12 protein-coding genes are annotated in these 17,090 nt (G+C 76.1%); 3 read left to right on the top strand and 9 right to left on the bottom strand.

Going from position 1 to position 17,090, the window contains the following annotated elements; genetic code table 11:
- Together COO58_RS28685 and COO58_RS28680 are read left to right on the top strand one after the other, a co-directional pair.
- Positions 1-1,299, top strand: a complete 1,299-nt coding sequence (locus COO58_RS28685) for a DUF58 domain-containing protein (protein ID WP_098748034.1) — start codon at positions 1-3, stop codon at positions 1,297-1,299.
- Positions 1,300-1,315: 16 nt separating this feature from the next.
- The gene (locus COO58_RS28680; protein ID WP_098748032.1) at positions 1,316-3,778 is read left to right on the top strand and encodes a DUF3488 and transglutaminase-like domain-containing protein; all 2,463 of its coding nucleotides are present in this window, start codon (positions 1,316-1,318) and stop codon (positions 3,776-3,778) included.
- A 740-nt stretch (positions 3,779-4,518) separates the two neighbouring features.
- Here COO58_RS28680 and COO58_RS28675 read toward each other — a convergent pair.
- The 9 genes from COO58_RS28675 to COO58_RS28635 all read right to left on the bottom strand — a co-directional run bounded on the left by COO58_RS28675 (position 4,519) and on the right by COO58_RS28635 (position 15,501).
- Entirely contained in the window at positions 4,519-4,917 is a 399-nt protein-coding gene (locus COO58_RS28675; RefSeq protein ID WP_091573265.1) for a DUF3040 domain-containing protein, read from the bottom strand.
- A 115-nt stretch (positions 4,918-5,032) separates the two neighbouring features.
- On the bottom strand, positions 5,033-6,292 hold the full coding sequence (locus COO58_RS28670; RefSeq protein WP_098748031.1) for a DNA polymerase IV: 1,260 nt from the start codon (positions 6,290-6,292) through the stop codon (positions 5,033-5,035).
- A gap of 39 nt (positions 6,293-6,331) precedes the next feature.
- A complete protein-coding gene (locus COO58_RS28665; RefSeq protein WP_098748029.1) occupies positions 6,332-7,483 on the bottom strand; it encodes an alkaline phosphatase family protein in 1,152 nt (383 codons plus the stop codon).
- Complete coding sequence (locus COO58_RS28660; protein WP_091573262.1) at positions 7,480-8,229, bottom strand: methyltransferase domain-containing protein; 750 nt, start codon at positions 8,227-8,229, stop codon at positions 7,480-7,482. Before COO58_RS28660 ends, COO58_RS28665 begins: the two co-directional genes overlap by 4 nt.
- A 91-nt stretch (positions 8,230-8,320) precedes the next feature.
- A complete protein-coding gene (locus COO58_RS28655; RefSeq protein WP_091573261.1) occupies positions 8,321-8,500 on the bottom strand; it encodes a hypothetical protein in 180 nt (59 codons plus the stop codon).
- 99 nt (positions 8,501-8,599) lie between these two features.
- Positions 8,600-11,965, bottom strand: a complete 3,366-nt coding sequence (locus COO58_RS28650; protein WP_098748028.1) for an error-prone DNA polymerase — start codon at positions 11,963-11,965, stop codon at positions 8,600-8,602.
- A 261-nt stretch (positions 11,966-12,226) separates the two neighbouring features.
- Entirely contained in the window at positions 12,227-14,119 is a 1,893-nt protein-coding gene (locus tag COO58_RS28645) for a DNA polymerase Y family protein (RefSeq protein ID WP_098748026.1), read from the bottom strand.
- On the bottom strand, positions 14,116-14,859 hold the full coding sequence (locus COO58_RS28640; RefSeq protein WP_098746664.1) for a hypothetical protein: 744 nt from the start codon (positions 14,857-14,859) through the stop codon (positions 14,116-14,118). Before COO58_RS28640 ends, COO58_RS28645 begins: the two co-directional genes overlap by 4 nt.
- A gap of 138 nt (positions 14,860-14,997) precedes the next feature.
- Positions 14,998-15,501, bottom strand: a complete 504-nt coding sequence (locus COO58_RS28635) for an SAV_6107 family HEPN domain-containing protein (RefSeq protein WP_098746667.1) — start codon at positions 15,499-15,501, stop codon at positions 14,998-15,000.
- Between the two features lie 523 nt (positions 15,502-16,024).
- Between COO58_RS28635 and COO58_RS28630 the strand changes: the two genes are divergently transcribed.
- Positions 16,025-17,090: ferric reductase-like transmembrane domain-containing protein (locus tag COO58_RS28630; protein ID WP_255292808.1), on the top strand; the 1,066-nt coding region annotated here is incomplete at its 3' end.

Raw genomic sequence — 17,090 nt, 5'->3', positions numbered from 1 at the left:
GTGCGCGACGGGCTGCGTGGGCTGACCACCCGCGGCCGCTCCTTCCTGGCGGCCGCGGTCGCCGCCGCGATCTCCGCGGGCATCCTCGGCGAGAAGGATCTGCTCCGGGTGGCCGTGCTGCTCGCCGTCCTGCCGCTGCTCGCGGCGGCCTACGTCGGGCGCAGCCGCTACAAGCTGGCCTGCAACCGCTCGCTCGAACCGCACCGGGCGCCGGTCGGGGCCAGCTCCCGGGTGGTGCTGCGGCTGCAGAACCTGTCCCGGCTGCCCACCGGCACGCTGCTGCTGGAGGACCGGCTGCCCTACGCGTTGGGCAGCCGGCCCCGGGTGGTGCTGGAGCGGCTCGGCGCGCACCAGGCCAGCTCGGTGGCGTACACGGTCCGCGCTGACGTGCGCGGCCGCTACGAGGTGGGTCCGCTGGTGATCCGGCTGACCGACCCGTTCGGCCTGTGCGAGCTGACCCGGTCCTTCCCCAGCACCGACCACCTCACCGTGATCCCGCAGGTCACCGCGCTGCCCTCGGTGCGGCTGCCCGGCGAGTACGCCGGCAGCGGCGACAGCCGGGCCCGCTCGGTGGCGGTGCACGGCGAGGACGACGCCGCCACCCGGGAGTACCGGATGGGCGACGACCTGCGCCGGGTGCACTGGAAGTCGACCGCCCGCACCGGCGAGCTGATGGTGCGGCGCGAGGAGCAGCCCTGGGAGAGTCGGGCGACCGTGGTGCTGGACACCCGGGCCGCCGGCCACCGCGGCGAGGGCCCGACGGCCAGCTTCGAGTGGGCGGTCTCGGCGGCCGCCAGCATCACCATGCACCTGCGGCAGGCCGGCTACAAGCTGCGCCTGGTCACCGGCAACGGCGTCGACGTCGGCGCCACCGAGGCCGGCGGCGAGGGCCTGCTCCTCGACCACCTCGCCGAGGTGCACCTGGACCGGCGGGGCGAGATCACCACGCTGGTGCAGCAGGTCCGGCAGCGGGCCGACGGGGGTCTGATCATCGCCCTGCTGGGCACGCTCGGCGCCGCCGAGGCGGAGCTGCTGGCCGGGCTGCGTGGCAACGGCGCCACCTGCGTGGCGTTCCTGCTCGACAGCAACACCTGGCTGAACCTGCCGGCGAAGGCGCGGGCCGAGGCGGAGCGGGCGCACGGCAGCGCCGCGCTCGCCCTGCTGCAGAGCGGCTGGCGGGTGATCGGCGTGGAGCACGGCAACCGGCTTCCGGTGCTGTGGCCGCAGGCCGGCCGTGGCTCCCAGGGCTTCGCCCTGCGGGCGGCGCTGGCCGAGACGGTCGCCGGAGGCATGCGATAACCGGAAGGGTGGTCCTGTGACCCCGCACCGCAACATCGGCTTCGTCGCCGCGGCGGCGACCCTGCTGGCGTCGGCCCCGCTGTCGGCGATCTTCGAGCGTTGGACCTGGTTGATCCAGGCCGCGATCGTGGTCGCCGTGGTGGCCGGCGCGGCGGCGCTGAGCCGGCTGGGCCGGGCTCCGCTGTGGGGGCAGCTGCTGGCCATGCTGGCCGGTCTGACCCTGGGGCTGACCTGGGTCTTCCCGGGCGGCACCGAGGCGTTGGCGTTCGTGCCGACCCCGGCCACGTTCGGCCACTTCGGTGACCTGCTCCAGGCGTCACTGCAGGACATGCGCACCTACGGCGTCAAGGTTCCCGACGTCGACTCGCTGCTCTTCCTCGCCGTGCTCGGCATCGGCGCGGTGGCCGTGGTGGTGGACGTGCTCGCGGTCGGGCTGCGCCGCCCGGCGCTGGCCGGGCTGCCGATGCTGGCCATCTACTCGGTGCCGGTCGCGGTCTACCTGGACAGCGTCCCCGCGACCCCGTTCGTGGTGGGCGCCTGCGGCTACCTGTGGCTGCTGGTCACCGACAACGTCGACCGGGTCCGCCGGTTCGGTCGCCGGTTCACCGGCGAGGGGCGCGACGTCGACGTCTGGGAGGCCTCGCCGCTGGCGGCGGCCGGCCGACGGCTCGCGGTGGTCGGTGTGGCCGTGGCGGTCGCGCTGCCCCTGGCCGTGCCCGGGATGACCGGCGGGCTGATGAACAACGTCGGCGCCGGCCCGGGCGACGGCACCGGGCGCCCCGGGCAGGGTGGCGGTCCCGGCCGGATCGACCTGTTCGCCGCGCTCAGCGGCCAGCTCAACCAGAGCGAGGAGGTCGAGCTGGTCAAGGTCAGCACCAACGAGCCGAGCCCGTTCTACCTGCGTCTGGGCGTGGTGGACGAGTTGCGACCGAGCGGCTTCCAGGCCCGGGTGCCGTCGGGCGGGCCGGTCACCCGCGCCCTGCCCGACCCGGGCGACCGCGCTCCCCGCGGGGTCGAGCAGCGGCGCTACCGGGCCACCGTCGAGGTGACGAAGAGCCTGAACATGCCGCTCATGCCGGTCTACGCCGAGCCGGTCGACACCGACGACCTGAGTGGCAACTGGCTCTACGACCCGAACCAGCAGATCGTCTTCTCCAACCGGGAGAACGCCCGCGGCAAGCGCTACTCCTTCGAGTACGTCCGGTCGACGTTCAGCCCGTCGGCGCTGCGCGCCGCGCCGACCCCGCCGGCGGAGAGCGCGGTGATGCGGCAGCAGACCTCCCGGCCGTCGGTCGCCGCCGTCGAGGACCTGGTCCGGAAGCTGGTCAGCGGCCGGCAGAACGACTACGACAAGGTTCGGGCGATCTACGAGTACTTCTCCGTGGAGAACGGCTTCTCCTACTCCCTGTCGACCCGCAACGGCAGCAGCGGGGAGGACATCACCGACTTCCTGGCCACCAAGGTCGGCTACTGCCAGCAGTACGCCGCGGCCATGGCCTGGCTGGTCCGGGCGGCCGGCGTACCGGCCCGGGTCGCGGTCGGGTTCACCAACGGCGGCCGGGCCGACGGCGGCACCTACGTCCTGACCAACCGCAACCTGCACGCCTGGACCGAGGTCTACTTCGGTGGGATCGGCTGGGTGCCGTTCGACGCCACGCCGGCCGCCGCCGTCACCGGCTCGGTCCGCTCGTCCTGGGCGCCGGACACCGACGCCCCGGAGGAGATCTCCCCCTCGGCCGGCACCACCGCCGCGCCGGGTGCCACCGACCCGTCGGCCGGGCCGCAGCAGCCGGAGCGGGAGGAGCGGGACATCGACCAGGGCCTGGCGCTCGGCGACGGTGGGCGGGCCCAGCAGAACCCGGTCTGGCCGTGGTGGCTGGCCGGGGCGCTCGCCCTGCTGGCCCTGCTCGCCGTGCCGGCCCTGCGCCGCTCCACGCTGCGCCGACGGCGGGTCCGGACAGCCGCCCCGACGGCCACCGCGGTGACCGTGCCCGGGCAGCGGGGCGGCCCGCGCGAGATCGTGGTCGGGGCGGACGCCGACGCGGTCCGCGCCGACGCGCACGCCGCGTGGGACGAACTGCTGGACACGCTCGTCGACTTCCACGTCCGGGTGGACCGTACGGAGACTCCGCGGGCGACCGCCGAGCGGTTGAGCCGGGAGGCGCTGGCCGAGGACGCCGGCGCGGCGACCGGGGTACGGCTGCTGGGCCGGGCCGAGGAGCGGGCGCGCTACGCCCGGGACCCGCTCGGCGGCGCCGAGCTGCACCCGGCGCTGCGCAGCGTCCGGGGGGCCCTGGCGGCCCGCGCGGACCGGCGGACGAGGCTGCTGGCCGCGTTGCTGCCGCCGTCGGTGTTGGCGCGGTGGCGGACCGCCGCGGCCGAGCGGTCGGCCCGAATGGTGACCACGACCGGGCGGGCGCGGCAGCGGATGCTGCGCTGGAGCCCGCGCCGCCTGTTGGCGGGCCGCCCGGCCCGCTGAACCACCCCGACCCGCTGACCCACCCCGACCCGCTACCCCACCCGGCCCGCCGGCGCTCCCCCGCCGGCGGGCCGCACCCATCAGCCCGCCTCACCACGCGCCCTCCTCACCGCACCCCGCCCCGCCGCACCCCGGTTGACCAAGGAGTTTGCGTCGGCGCACACCCCTTCCCCCGGCACAAACTCCTTGATCGCCACCGCCGCACGCCGCACCGCCGCACCGCCGCACCGCCGCACCGCCGCACCGCCGCACGATCTTGGTACGAAACGGCCCCTGGAGGGGCGCTCCCGTACCAAGATCGGCGTGATTCTCGCGAGGTGGAAGATCGATCTCGCGAGCGAGGCTGCGGGGCGCGGTCACGGGGACGGCGAGGGCTGAAGGGACGTGGAGCACGTACCGGATGGGCCGGCAGCGACGGTCAACCGGTTGGACTGACAGTGACGGACACAGCGGGGAAGATCGGCGCGGCGATCAGGGGTGCGGGGTCGGCCCCGAGGAGGACCGGCGGGCACGACGCGGCAGTGCGAGCGCGGCGCGGCAGTGCGAGCGCGGCGCGGACAAGCACGGCGCGAGCAACCGCGGTGCCAGCAGTCGCGGTGCCAGAACTGAAGCGGCCACGGCGCCTGCCGGCAAGCAGGCGCGGGCGCGGCCCGGATCGCGGCCATGGCGAGGGGAGCGCGCTCGTCGACGGGTCGACGAGTCGGCGCTGCGGCCCGCCCCGGTTCAGGGGCGGGGCGTGGTCAGCGGTGGCCCTCCGGGCGCTGCCGCCAGCGGTCCTCCATCCGGTCGAGGAAGGAGCCCCGGCGACCGGCGCTGCGGCCACGGGGACGACGCCGGCTCGTCGTGCCACCCACCACGTGCAGGTCGGGTGACTGGGATCTGCGGTGCGACTGCGCCGCGAAGATCAACGAGGCCAGCATGACGACGAAACCCGCCACGGCCACCGCGGGAATCTTGATCACGGCACCGTAGATCAACAGGGCCAGACCAGCGACGACCACGCCGGCAGCGACGAGCACGCGACGCCGCGCGTGGAAACGCGGGTCGCTGGCGCGCACGGCCGAGGCGAACTTGGGGTCCTCGGCAAGCGACCGCTCGATCTGCTCGAACAGCCGCTGCTCGTGCTCCGAGAGCGGCACGGCACTCCTCCCCGGTCACGTTGGTCGGCCCGGGCGGGCCGACAGACCGTGGCAGCCAACCGGCTGCTTACCCGCAAGTCTACGAGGGCCCTCGCGCGTCGGAAAGCGGGACGACCTACGGCCGGGTCGGTTTTTCGACTCGTCGTGGATCCCGCCTGCCGAGAAGACTGGCCGGACCTATGACGGACCGCCCGAATCGGGCGGCCGCCGCGTCGGCCGCCGCCTCCGCCTCCCGCCAGCCCCGCTCGGGCGCGCCCAGCGTGAGCTGCTGCGGCGTCTCCTCGGCCGGGGCGAGCCCCTCCATCCGGACACCGACCAGTCGGACCGGTTCACCCGGGGCGAGGGCGCCCCAGAGCGCCCAGGCCGTGTCGAACATCTCCCGCGCGGTGTCGGTGGGCACGGCGAGGGTGCGGGAGCGGCTGATCGTGCGGAAGTCGGCGAACCGGACCTTCAGCGACACCGTGCGGCCCACCTGGCCGGCCGCGCGCAGCCGGGCGCCGGCCTTGTCGGCGAGGGCGAGCAGGGATCGCCGGATCTCCGTCGGGTCGGTGACGTCGGTGTCGAACGTGACCTCGGCGCCGATCGACTTCTCCACCTGCTCCGGGGAGACCCGGCGCGGGTCCCGCCCCCAGGCCAGCTCGTGCAGGTGGGCGGCGGACGCCTCACCCACCGCCCGACGCAGCAGACCGGCCGGCGCCTCGGCCAGGTCGCGCACGGTGCGCAGGCCGAGCCGGTGCAGTGCCTCGGCCGAGCGCTCCCCCACGCCCCACAGCGCGGACACCGGCAGCGGGTGCAGGAACTCCAGCACCTGGGCGGCGGGCACCACGAGCAGCCCGTCCGGCTTGGCCCGGGTGGAGCCGAGCTTGGCCACGAACTTGCTCGACGCCACGCCGACCGAGCAGGTCAGGTGCTGCTCCTCGGCGACCCGGCGACGGATCAGGCCGGCGATGGCGGCCGGCGGACCGAACAGCCGCCGGGCGCCGGTCACGTCGAGGAACGCCTCGTCCAGCGAGAGCGGCTCGACCAGCGGCGTGACGTCGCGGAAGATCCGCATCACGGCGCGGGACGCCGTCGAGTAGGCGGTGAAATCGGGCGGCAGGTAGACCGCGTGCGGGCAGAGCGCCCGGGCCCGGGCGGTGGGCATGGCGCTGCGGACGCCGTAGCGGCGGGCCTCGTAGCTGGCGGAGCTGACCACCCCGCGCGGGCCGACGCCACCCACCACCACCGGCCGGCCACGCAGCTCGGGGCTCCGGCGCACCTCCACCGAGGCGAAGAACGCGTCCATGTCGACGTGCAGGATCGCGCAGCCGGTGTCGTCGGCGTCCGGCCCGAAGCGCGGATCCCCGCCCCGGGGCAACGACTGGCTGCGGCCCATGCCCCGCAGGCTAACCCGCCGGTCCGACAGGGTCGCCGGTCAGCCCCGGACCACCAGCAGCGGGACGGTCATCTCCGCGGCGGTGTCCGCGCCGTGGTACGCCACCAGCCGCGACACCACCGGAGGCTCGGAGCGGGTGGCGACCACCGCGTACGTGTCCCGGCAGACCACCACCACGTCGCCGATCCGGCCCAGGTGCGCCTCGGGCACCGGCCCGAACCAGCCGGTGGCCACCGCCTCCGCCCGGGTCAGCACGTCGGCCGCCCCGCCCAGCACCCCGGTCCAGGTGGCCACCACGTCCGCCTCGGCGCCCGGCTCGACGTGCAGGTAGCGGACCCGGGGCTCGCCGGCGACCACCCGCACCCCGGCCCGCAGCCGGGGGTCGGTGTCCAGGTCGATCCGGTGCCCGGCGGGAATGTCGAGCTGGCCGTGGTCGGCGGTGACCAGCAGCGCGGCATCCGGCGGCAACCCGTCCACCAGGCGGGCCAGCAGCGCGTCCACCTCGGCCGCCGCCGTCCGCCACGGCGCGGAGTCGATGCCGCTCAGGTGCCCGTGCCGGTCCAGGTCGGGGTGGTAGCCGGAGACCAGGGTGGGCCCGGCGCCGGCGGCCAGCGCGGTCAGCATCCGCGCGGCGAGCGCGTCGACCCCGGTCGCGCCCCGGTAGTCGCCGCCCCGGTTCGCGGCCAGGGTGAGGCCGCTGCCGGCGAACTCGGGTCGGCTGACCACGGTGACCGCCACCCCGGCGGCCCGGGCCCGCTCGTACCAGGTGGGGACCGGCTGCCAGCGGGCCGGATCGGGGTCGGCGGACCAGTCGACGTGGGTGAGCACCCGGTCCGTGCCCGGTACCCGGACGGTGAAGCCGAGCACCCCGTGCGCGCCGGACGGGGTGCCGGTGCCGAGGCTGACCAGGCTGGTCGGGGTGGTGGAGGGGAAACCGGAGGTGAGCGGCACGCCGGTGGTGGCGGCCAGTCCGGCCAGCGTGGGCGCGTACGGGGCGGCGGTGGGGATCTGGTGCCAGCCCAGCCCGTCGACCAGCAGCACGGCGATGCGGCGTACCCCGGCGAGCCGGGGCGTCAGGTCGAGCAGGTCGACCGCGCCGGGCACGCCGAGCAGCGTGAGCGCACTGGGCAGCACGTCGACCAGGCTGCCGCCGCCGTAGCGGGGCGCGACCCGGTCGAGAGGGCCGGTCATGCCGGGCGGCGGGCGAAGACGTGCAGCTGGGCGGCCAGGTCCCGGTACGGCGACCGACCGGCCAGGGACCGTTCCAACTCCACCAGGGCGGCCGGCTGACCGTCCGCCACGGCGGCCGGCAGCAGGTCGGCGAGGACGCGTACGCCGTGGATCTCCTCGACGACGAGCCCGGCGGCGGTGAGCAGCGCGGCCGCGCCGTCGGCGTCGTAGCGGCGGCGCAGGCTGTCCCGACCGCCGGCGGTGCCCTGCGGGTCGGCGGCGAGCGCGGCGGCGCTGTCCAGCTGCCCGTTCATCGCCCGGCCGAGGACGGCGGCGGCCCGCCCGGCGACCAGTACGCTGGCAGCTCCGCCCGGTCGGAGCGCGGCGACCAGCGCCGTCGTCACCGGTTCCGGGTCGTCGACCACCTCGAGGACGGAGTGGCAGAGCACCAGGTCCACGGAGGCGGGCTCGACCACCCCGGCGAGCGCGTCCGCGTCCCCCTGCCGCGCGCGTACCCGGTCGGCGACCCCGGCCTCGGCGGCCCGGCGGGTCAGCGCGGCGAGCGCGTCGGGGCTGGCGTCGACCACGGTGACCCGGTGCCCGGCCTCGGCCAGGGGGACGGCGAAGCCGCCGGTCCCGCCGCCGACGTCGAGCACCGAGAGCCGCTCGCCGGCCCGCCGGTCCAGCTCGGCCCGGAGCACGGCCCAGATCACGGCGGTGCGGGGGGTGAGGGTTCGGGTCTGCTCCACGTCGCCGAGCCTAGCCATGGCCAAACGCACCGAACGCAGTGAGGGCCGTGCGGCCGTGGCCATCAAGGCCAGCCACGGCCGTCGCGGCCGGTCACCCCCCGCCCGCGGGTCAGGACTCGCCGCCGCCGGCCGGGTCCTCCTCGGCGCGGGAGCGCTGGGCGTTGGCCACCGGACCCTCGGTCACCTGGTATTCCCGCGGCTCGACCTCGTGGGTGGGCGCCCATCCGGTGCCGAGGCGGGTCCGTCGGGCGTTGGCCACGCCACCGGGGTACGTGCTGTGAAAGGTCATCTGGTTCATCCCCCATACCCGGGTGGGCCACTCTGCCCAACCCGTGTCCGGGAGTCTCCCGCCTCGGGCTCCGGGAAACCGTAATGTGGATCACTCCACTCAGCGGAAATCCCGGGACGCCGGCGTGACGGGCGGCTCGATCGCGTCCAGCCGGTCCGCGGTGAGGTTCGTGACGCCCTCGTGCCGCTGCAACCGGCCCCGCACCACCAGCGCGCCGCTGGTGCGGGCGATTCGACGGTAGCGCTGCCAGAGCCCCGGCGAACACGTGACGTTGAGCATGCCGGTCTCGTCCTCCAGGTTGAGGAACGTGACCCCGCCGGCGGTCGCCGGCCGCTGCCGGTGGGTGACGATCCCGCCGACCCGGATCCGCTGCCCGGGCGGCACCTGACCGAGCCGGGCGATCGGCACCGCGCCCAGCGCGTCGAGCCGGTCCCGGACGAACCGGGCCGGGTGGCTCTCCGGGGACAGGCCGGTGGCCCACACGTCGGCGACCAGCCGGTCCACGTCCGCCATGCCGGGCAGCGTGGGCGGGTCCGCGCCGGTCACCGTGCCGGGCAGCCGACCGGGCCGGTCCTGGGCCGCCGCGCCGGCGGCCCAGAGGGCCTGCCGCCGGGTCAGCCCGAAACAGGCGAAGGCGTCCGCGGTGGCCAGCGCCTCCAGCTGCGCGGCGGTGAGACCGACGCGGCGGGCCAGGTCCGGCATGTCCCGGTACGGCCCGTGCGCCGCCCGCTCCGCCTCGATCCGCTCGGCCACGTCGTCGCCGAGGGTACGGACGCTGCCCAGCCCGAGCCGGACCGCCGGGCCGCCCAGCCCCCAGGCGTGCGGCGGCTCGCCCGGCACGCTGCCCCACCGGGTCTCCGGCGTGGACTCCAGCACCGCCTTGGCGCCGCTGGCGTTGATGTCCGGCCGGCGCACCTCCACGCCGTGCCGGCGGGCGTCGTCGGTGAGCGTCTGCGGCGAGTAGAAGCCCATCGGCTGGGCGTTGAGCAGCGCGGCCAGGAACGGGCCCGGGTGGTAGCGCTTGAGCCACGAGCTGGCGTAGACCAGGTAGGCGAAGCTCATCGCGTGGCTCTCCGGGAAGCCGTAGCTGGCGAACGCGGTGAGCTTGCGGTAGACGTCGTCGGCCAGCTCGCCGGTGATGCCCCGCTCGGCCATCCCGGCGTAGAGCCGGTCGGCGATCTGCGCCATCCGCTCCACCGAGCGTTTCGCCCCCATGGCCCGGCGCAGCTGGTCGGCACCGGCCGCGTCGAACCCGGCCAGGTCGATGGCGAGCTGCATGAGCTGCTCCTGGAACAGCGGCACGCCGAGCGTCTTCTCCAGCGCGTTGCGCATCAGCGGGTGCGCGTACGTCACCGGCTCCTGGCCGTTCTTGCGCCGGATGTACGGGTGCACCGAGCCGCCCTGGATCGGGCCGGGACGGATCAGCGCCACCTCCACCACCAGGTCGTAGAACTCGCGCGGCTTGAGCCGGGGCAGCGTCGCCATCTGGGCCCGGCTCTCCACCTGGAACACCCCGACCGAGTCGGCCCGGCAGAGCATGTCGTAGACCTCGGGGTCGTCCAGCGTCATGTCGCCCAGGTCCAGGCTCATCCCGATCATGTCGTAGCCGTAGTGCAGCGCGGAGAGCATGCCGAGCCCGAGCAGATCGAACTTGACCAGGCCGACGGCCGCGCAGTCGTCCTTGTCCCACTGGAGCACGCTGCGCCCGGGCATCCGGCCCCACTCCACCGGGCAGACCTCGATCACCGGCCGGTCGCAGATCACCATGCCGCCGGAGTGGATGCCCAGGTGCCGGGGGAAGGTCTGCAACTCGTTGGCGTACGCGACCACCTGCTCCGGGATGTCCGCGACGTCGACCGCGGCGACCGAACCCCACCTGTCGATCTGCTTGCTCCAGGCGTCCTGCTGCCCGGGCGAGAAACCGAACGCCTTGGCCACGTCCCGCACCGCCGACCGGGGCCGGTAGGAGATGACGTTGGCGACCTGCGCGGTGTGCTCCCGGCCGTAGCGGGCGTAGACGTGCTGGATCACCTCCTCCCGCCGGTCGGACTCGATGTCCACGTCGATGTCGGGTGGCCCGTCGCGTTCCGGGGCGAGGAACCGTTCGAACAGCAGCCGGTGCCGGACCGCGTCCACGTTGGTGATGCGCAGCGCGTAGCAGACCGCCGAGTTGGCCGCCGACCCCCGGCCCTGGCAGTAGATGTCCTGCGCGCGGCAGAACGCGACGATGTCGTAGACCACCAGGAAGTAGCCGGGGAAGCCGAGGTCGGAGATCATCCGCAGCTCGTGCTCCAGCTGCGCGTACGCCTCCGGGTGCGCCTCGGACGGGCCGTACCGCTCGCGGGCGCCGTCCATGGTCAGCCGGCGCAGCCAGCTCATCTCGGTGTGCCCGGCCGGCACCGGGTACGCCGGCAGCTGCGGCGCGACCAGGTGCAGGTCGAAGGCGAGTTCCGCGCCGAACTCCGCGGCCCGCGCCACCGCACCGGGGTACGCGGCGAACCGCGCCGCCATCTCCGCGCCGCTGCGCAGGTGGGCGGTGGCCGCGGCGGGCAGCCAGCCGTCGATCTCGTCGAGGCTGCGCCGGGCCCGGACCGCCGCCACGGTGGTGGCCAGCCGCCGCCGGCCCGGGGTGGCGTAGTGCACGTTGTTGGTGGCGACGGTGGGCAGCCCGGCCGCGGCGGCCAGCTCGGCGAGCGCGTCGTTGCGGTCGGCGTCGACCGGGTGGCCGTGGTCGGTCAGCTCCACCGCCACCGTCTCCGCGCCGAACAGCGCGGTGAGCCGGTCCAGTTCCCGGGCAGCCGCGTCGACGCCCTCGGTGAGCAGCGCGGCCGGCACGTGCCCCTTGCGGCAGCCGGTGAGCACGAGCACGTGGTCGCGCAGCTCGGCGGCGATCTCCTCCAGCTCGCCGTAGACCGGGCGGCCCTTCTCCCCGCCGCGCAGCTGGGCCCGGGAGATGGTGGCGGCCAGGCGGGCGTACCCCTCGTGGCCGTGCGCGAGCACCAGCAGGTGCCGGCCGAGCGGGTCGGGTTCGCCGTTCTGCGGGCCGGGCAGCCCGAGGGACAGCTCCGCCCCGAAGATCGTCGGCAGCCGCAGCGCGCGGGCCGCCTCGGCGAAGCGCACCACGCCGTAGAAGCCGTCGTGGTCGGTGACGGCGAGCGCGGTGAGCCCCAGCCGGGCCGCCTCCTCGGCCAGTTCCTCCGGGTGGCTGGCCCCGTCGAGGAAGCTGAAGTTGGAGTGCGCGTGCAGCTCCGCGTAGGGGACGACGCCGTCCGGGCGGGCCAGCTCCGGCGGTTGGTATTCCTGGCGCTTGCGGCTCCAGGCCGGGGAGTCGCCGCCGTCGGCGTCGACCGCGAGCGGGTCCACCACGTGCAGGTGCCGCTCGCCCCTGCCCGGCTCGTCCCCGCCCCGCCCGGAGAGCACCTGCTCCAGCTTCGACCAGGGCATCTTCGGGTTGTGGAAGCTCATCCCGCGCCCCCTGGCTCGGCGAGCACCGAGATCACCAACCGGCCGAGATCTTGGTAGAAAACGGCCCCTGGAGGGGCGTTTTCCTTCCAAGATCTCCCTTCTTCCTGACAGCTGGAACGCGTATCCCGGAGAGCGGAAGGAAACAGCCGGTGGGAGTGCTGCGGGATGCCCGGGACCGCCCGGCGATCAGATCGTGTGGCGGCTCGGCCGGCCGGGCACCGCACGCCGACAGGAGCCCGGCTCGGGACGGAGACCCACCGCTCAGTCATAGATCGCCTCCACCAGCCACTGCCCGCCCTCGACCGCGAGCAGCAGGGCGGTGCCGTCGGCCAGGCAGACCTGGAACCGGGCGCGACGACGCGCCTCGGCCGGCGCCCACCAGCGCTCGTCCACCGGCCACGGGCCGACCCATCCGGAGATGTCGGACGGCCGGCCGGTGCCCACGGTCAACCGGGCCGGCGGCGCGCTGACCGCCAGTCGGGCGCTCACCACGACCGGCTGGCCGGACGCGTCGTGCACCTCGGCCGACACCGGGGTGGGCAGCACCACGGCCGGTGACGGTGGCGGGATCCGCCCCGGCCACGGTGGCTCGGGCACCGCCCGACCCCGGCCGGCCCGGCCACCGGCCCGCCTCGCCGCCGCGCCCGGACCGCCGGACGCGACCGGCGCGGCAGCCGCACCGGACCGCACGGCCGGAACAGCGGCCGGACCCGACGCCCCGACCCCCGACGACGCGACGCCCGACGACGGAAGAGCCGACGACGCGACACCCGACGACGGAAGGGCCGACGAGGCGACGCCCGACGACGCGACCCCCGACGACGCGACGCCCGACGACGGAAGAGCCGACGACGCGACGCCCGACGACGGAAGAGCCGACGACGCGACGCCCGACGACGGAAGGGTCGGCAGGGGCGGGGGGCCGGGGCGGGCGGGCGCCCGTTCGTCGCCCCACGGCACCAGACGCACCTGCTCGGCCGGGGAGCGCCCGCCACCGAGGACGGCGGTGACCACCGCCTCGGGGCCGAGGATGCCCTGCACCCGGCTCAGTGCGCGGTGCGCCCGCTCCCGCTCCGCGCCGGTCTCCCCCCACAGCCCGGGTTGCAGGCCGGCCTGGGCGAGCACGCCGTCCGGCACCAGCCGCAACCGGATGATGCCGGCGGTCGGGCGGGCCGGCCGGGCCCCGCCCCGGCCGTTGCTGCCGGAGAGCCAGCCGTCGAGCTGCCACCGGACCCGGTCGGCGATGGCCGCGGCGGTCAGCAGGCCGTCGTGTCGCCAGACCCGGTGCAGTTCCTGGCCGTGCGCGGTGACCGCCTCGATGCCGAGCCGGGTGCAGGCCAGGCCGTAAGCGGCGAGCCGCTCGTGCAGCCGCTCGGCCAGCGTGCGGGCGGCGAACGCGGCGGCGTCGACCCGCTCGATCGGCTCGTCGTGGTCGGCGGTGACGGTCAGGTCGACGGGCGGCTGCCGGACCACGAGCGGCCGGTCGTCCCGGCCGGCGGCGAGCCGGTGCGCCAGCGCCCCGTCGAAGCCGAACCGGGCCAGCACGTCCCCCGCGGGCAGCGCCGCGAAGTCGCCGAGGGTACGGACGCCGAGCCGGCGCAGCAGGTCGGCCAGGGCGGGCCGACCCAGCGCCTCGACCGGCCGGCCGGCCAGGAACTCCGGGGTGCCGCCGGGGGGCAGGATGCGCCCCTCCCGGGCGGCCAGCCCGGCCGCGAAGACCCCGTCGGCGATGCCGACCTGGCTCTCCACCGCACAGCTCTGGGCGACGTGCTCGACGATCCGCTCGGCCGCCGCCTCCTCGCCGCCGAGGTAGCGGCTCGGCCCTCGGGCGGCCGTGACACACGCGCCGGGGCGGATCACCTCGACCCCGGCGACCACCTCCTCGACGGCGGCCACCACCGGTTCGAACGCCCGCGCGTCCCGGCCGGGGTCGTGGTCGACCACGGTGAGCTGCGGGCAGCGCCCCTGGGCCTCCCGCCGGCGCAGCCCGCGCCGGATCCCCTCGGCCCGGGCCCGCTCGGAGCAGGCGACCACCCGGTTGGCGTGCAGCACCACGACCGGGTCGGTGGCCGGCACGCCGTCGACGATCTCGGCGGCGAGGACGGGCCAATCCGGGCACCAGAGCAGCAGGGCCCGCGGCGGGGCGGTGCTCACCGGCCCACCGCGGGGGCCACCACGCGCAGCCGACGGGCCGGGGCGGTGACGGACGGGACGCCGGCCCCGGACGCGCGGGGGATCACCCGGGTCAGCTCGTCGCCGGGCAGCCACACCTTGATCTCCTTGGGCCGGGCGGCCGCTCCCCGGCCGCGGGCCGAGACGGTCACCTCGCGGCGGCGCAGCCGCCCCCGGCCGGGCCCGAGCCCCTGCCAGACCCCACGGACCACCTGGAGCGTCACGTCCGCGCCGTCCCACCGCCCGTACGGCACCAGGACGCTGCCGCGCTGCCGGGCCCGGGCGGCCAACCGGGTGGCGACCGAGGCGGCGACCGTGGTCGGCACGGCGGTGACCACCACGTCGACCCCGTCGATGAGCGCGGCGACGACGGTGGGCCACTCCGGGCCGGGGTGCGGCACCAGCGCGAGCCGGTCCAGGGCGATCCCGGCCTCGGCCGCCGCACCGGCCCCGAAGGTGGGTACGCCGACCACGGCGCACCACGAGCCGGCCCGGGACGCCTCGGCGAGCAGGGCGAGGATCAGCGAGGTGGCGCCGCTGTGCCGGGGCTGGCCGGCGCCGATCGCGACGGTGCTGCCACGACGCAGGCCCCGGTTGGGCAGCAGCCCGGTCAACTCGGCCCGGACGGGGAGCACCCGGTGGCCGCCGGCCGGGTCGGGCGCGCTCGCCGGCCGGACCAGCTCGGCCAGGGCGGCGGAACCGACCACCATGCGGCCCGCCATCGGACCAACCCCCCGTCGTGTTTCGCCACGGGCTCCGCCCGCGGATGGTGCTGTGGATCGTGTGCTGCGCGGCACGCGTGTGCCGTGGGAGCGGCGCCCGGCCGCCCGGGGTCCCGCCGATGGCGGCCGGGCGCCACGTCAGGCGGCGGCCGCCCCGGATCGCGCCGGGGCGTCGGAACCGCCGAGCCGCAGGGGCCGGTGCAGGCCGTCGAGCGTCGGTTGGTGGGCCAGCCCGAGTGCGGTCTCCACCACGGTGACGAACTGCTCGGCGGAACGGAGCAGGTCGTCGGCCTCCCGGCCGGTGACCACGCGGGGGATGCCCGCCTCGGCGGCGGCCCGCTTGCTCGCGCCGGCGGCGAAGTAGGCGGCCCACTCGTCCAGCTCGGGGGCGACGGTGGCGAGCAGCACCCAGACGCTGGTGATCCGGTTGCGCCGGGTGGGCGCGGGGCGGGCCCGGGCGGCGAGCACGGCGGCGGCGGCGCGCAGCGCCGCGAGGTGGGCGGCGGCGTAGCGGAGGCCGTCGGGGCGGGTGCGGGCGGCCTCGGCCAGCCCTTCGCGCGCCACCACGAGCAACTGGGCGGGGGTGCGGTGCGGCAACACGTGCGCGGGCACCGTGGGCGCCTGGGCCGGACTGGTCGGCATGGGTCTCTCCTCCGCGTGTGGCCGGGGCGGGCGGTCGCGCGACGAGGAGCCGTCGCCCGGTCGCCCGGAGCGGTCGGTGCGGAGGAAGACGCACCTCAGGTGGCGGCCGGCCGGGTGTGGACGCTTCCCCACACCCACACCCGGCCGGCGTACCGGCGGGTCCGTCGCCCGCCGCCCGGGGTCGTGGGCGGCGGGCGACGACCTGCCTGTCGGGCCCGGACTCGCGACTGTCCGAGGCCCGGTGCGGCCCGCGGAGCCGCACCTTCCGGAGGCCGGTGCCGCGAAACACCGTCTCCGGAGCCGTGGAACGAGGTGTCCGACCCGGGGGTCGGAATCGAACACTCGTTCTAACTACCCTGACAGTACACCTCCCCACCGACGAAAACGCAACGTGTGACGCGCCGGGGACACGCCGGCACCCCGTCGGATTCCCAGCCGGGGCACAGCAGCGGCAAAGGAGAACCGGAACTCGCCGGCCCAGGGTTTACCCCATGAGCGTCAGCCGTACCGAGAAGACCCTCCGGTGACCGCCGCCGTGGCCGGCCGGCGGGCCCCGCGCCGCCCGCCGCCGACCGCCCCCGCCTGGTGGGCCGACGTCGCCGGCGCCCTCGCGGCGCTCAGCCTGCTCGTCGTCACCGCCCTCTGGACCGCCGACCGTGGCGTGCAGGAGCTGCTGGCCGGCGCCGCCACCGGGCTCACCTCGCTCGGCCGGCTCGCCGGCCTGGTCAGCGCCGACCTGATGCTGGTCCAGGTGGTGCTGATGGCCCGGGTGCCGCTGCTGGAACGCCGCTTCGGCCAGGACCGGATCGCCCGCTGGCACCGGCTCGCCGGATTCGCCTCGTTCCACCTGCTGCTGACGCACGTGCTGCTGACCGTGCTCGGATACGCCGGCACCGCCCGCCGGGGGGTGCTCGCCGAGACCTGGGACCTCGTCGTCACGTACCCCGGGATGCTGCTGGCCACCGCGGCGCTGGCGCTGCTGGCGCTGGTGGTGGTGACCTCGGTCCGCGCGGCCCGGCGGCGGCTGCGTTACGAGTCCTGGCACCTGCTGCACCTCTACGCCTACCTGGGCGTCGCGCTGGCGCTGCCGCACCAGCTCTGGACCGGCGCCGACTTCCTCGCCTCGCCGCTCGCCCGCGCCTACTGGTGGACGGTCTACCTGCTGGCGCTGGCCAGCGTGCTGATCTGGCGGCTCGGCCTGCCCGCATGGCGCTCGCTGCGCCACCGGATCGAGGTGGCCGCGGTGGTCGCCGAGGCACCCGGGGTCACCTCGGTCTGGCTGCGCGGGCGGGACCTGCACCGGCTGCCGGTACGGGCCGGCCAGTTCCTGCTCTGGCGGTTCCTGGACGGTCCCGGCTGGTCCCGCGCCCACCCGTACTCGCTGTCCGCGCCGCCGCGGGGGGACCTGCTCCGGATCACGGTCAAGGACCTGGGCGACGGCAGCGCCCGGGTGGCCGCCCTGCGCCCCGGCACCCGGGTGCTGGTCGAGGGGCCGTACGGGCGGCTCACCGGACAGCACTGGCGGGGCGGCGGGATCACGCTGCTGGCCTGCGGTGTCGGGCTCACCCCGCTGCTGGCGCTGCTCTGGG

Source organism: Micromonospora sp. WMMA1996, from assembly GCF_002573675.1.
GTDB lineage: Bacteria > Actinomycetota > Actinomycetes > Mycobacteriales > Micromonosporaceae > Micromonospora > Micromonospora sediminicola.
Note: the sequence above shows the minus strand (reverse complement) of the source record. Positions and strands in the feature narration are given on the sequence as shown.

Bases quoted from the DNA above. Each gene is read 5' to 3' on its own strand.
- COO58_RS28670 (WP_098748031.1), bottom strand. From the start codon at position 6,292: ATGGGCCGCAGCCAGTCGTTGCCCCGGGGCGGGGATCCGCGCTTCGGG.
- COO58_RS28665 (WP_098748029.1), bottom strand. From the start codon at position 7,483: ATGACCGGCCCTCTCGACCGGGTCGCGCCCCGCTACGGCGGCGGCAGC.
- COO58_RS28660 (WP_091573262.1), bottom strand. From the start codon at position 8,229: ATGGCTAGGCTCGGCGACGTGGAGCAGACCCGAACCCTCACCCCCCGC.
- COO58_RS28655 (WP_091573261.1), bottom strand. From the start codon at position 8,500: ATGACCTTTCACAGCACGTACCCCGGTGGCGTGGCCAACGCCCGACGG.
- COO58_RS28650 (WP_098748028.1), bottom strand. From the start codon at position 11,965: ATGAGCTTCCACAACCCGAAGATGCCCTGGTCGAAGCTGGAGCAGGTG.
- COO58_RS28640 (WP_098746664.1), bottom strand. From the start codon at position 14,859: ATGGCGGGCCGCATGGTGGTCGGTTCCGCCGCCCTGGCCGAGCTGGTC.
- COO58_RS28635 (WP_098746667.1), bottom strand. From the start codon at position 15,501: ATGCCGACCAGTCCGGCCCAGGCGCCCACGGTGCCCGCGCACGTGTTG.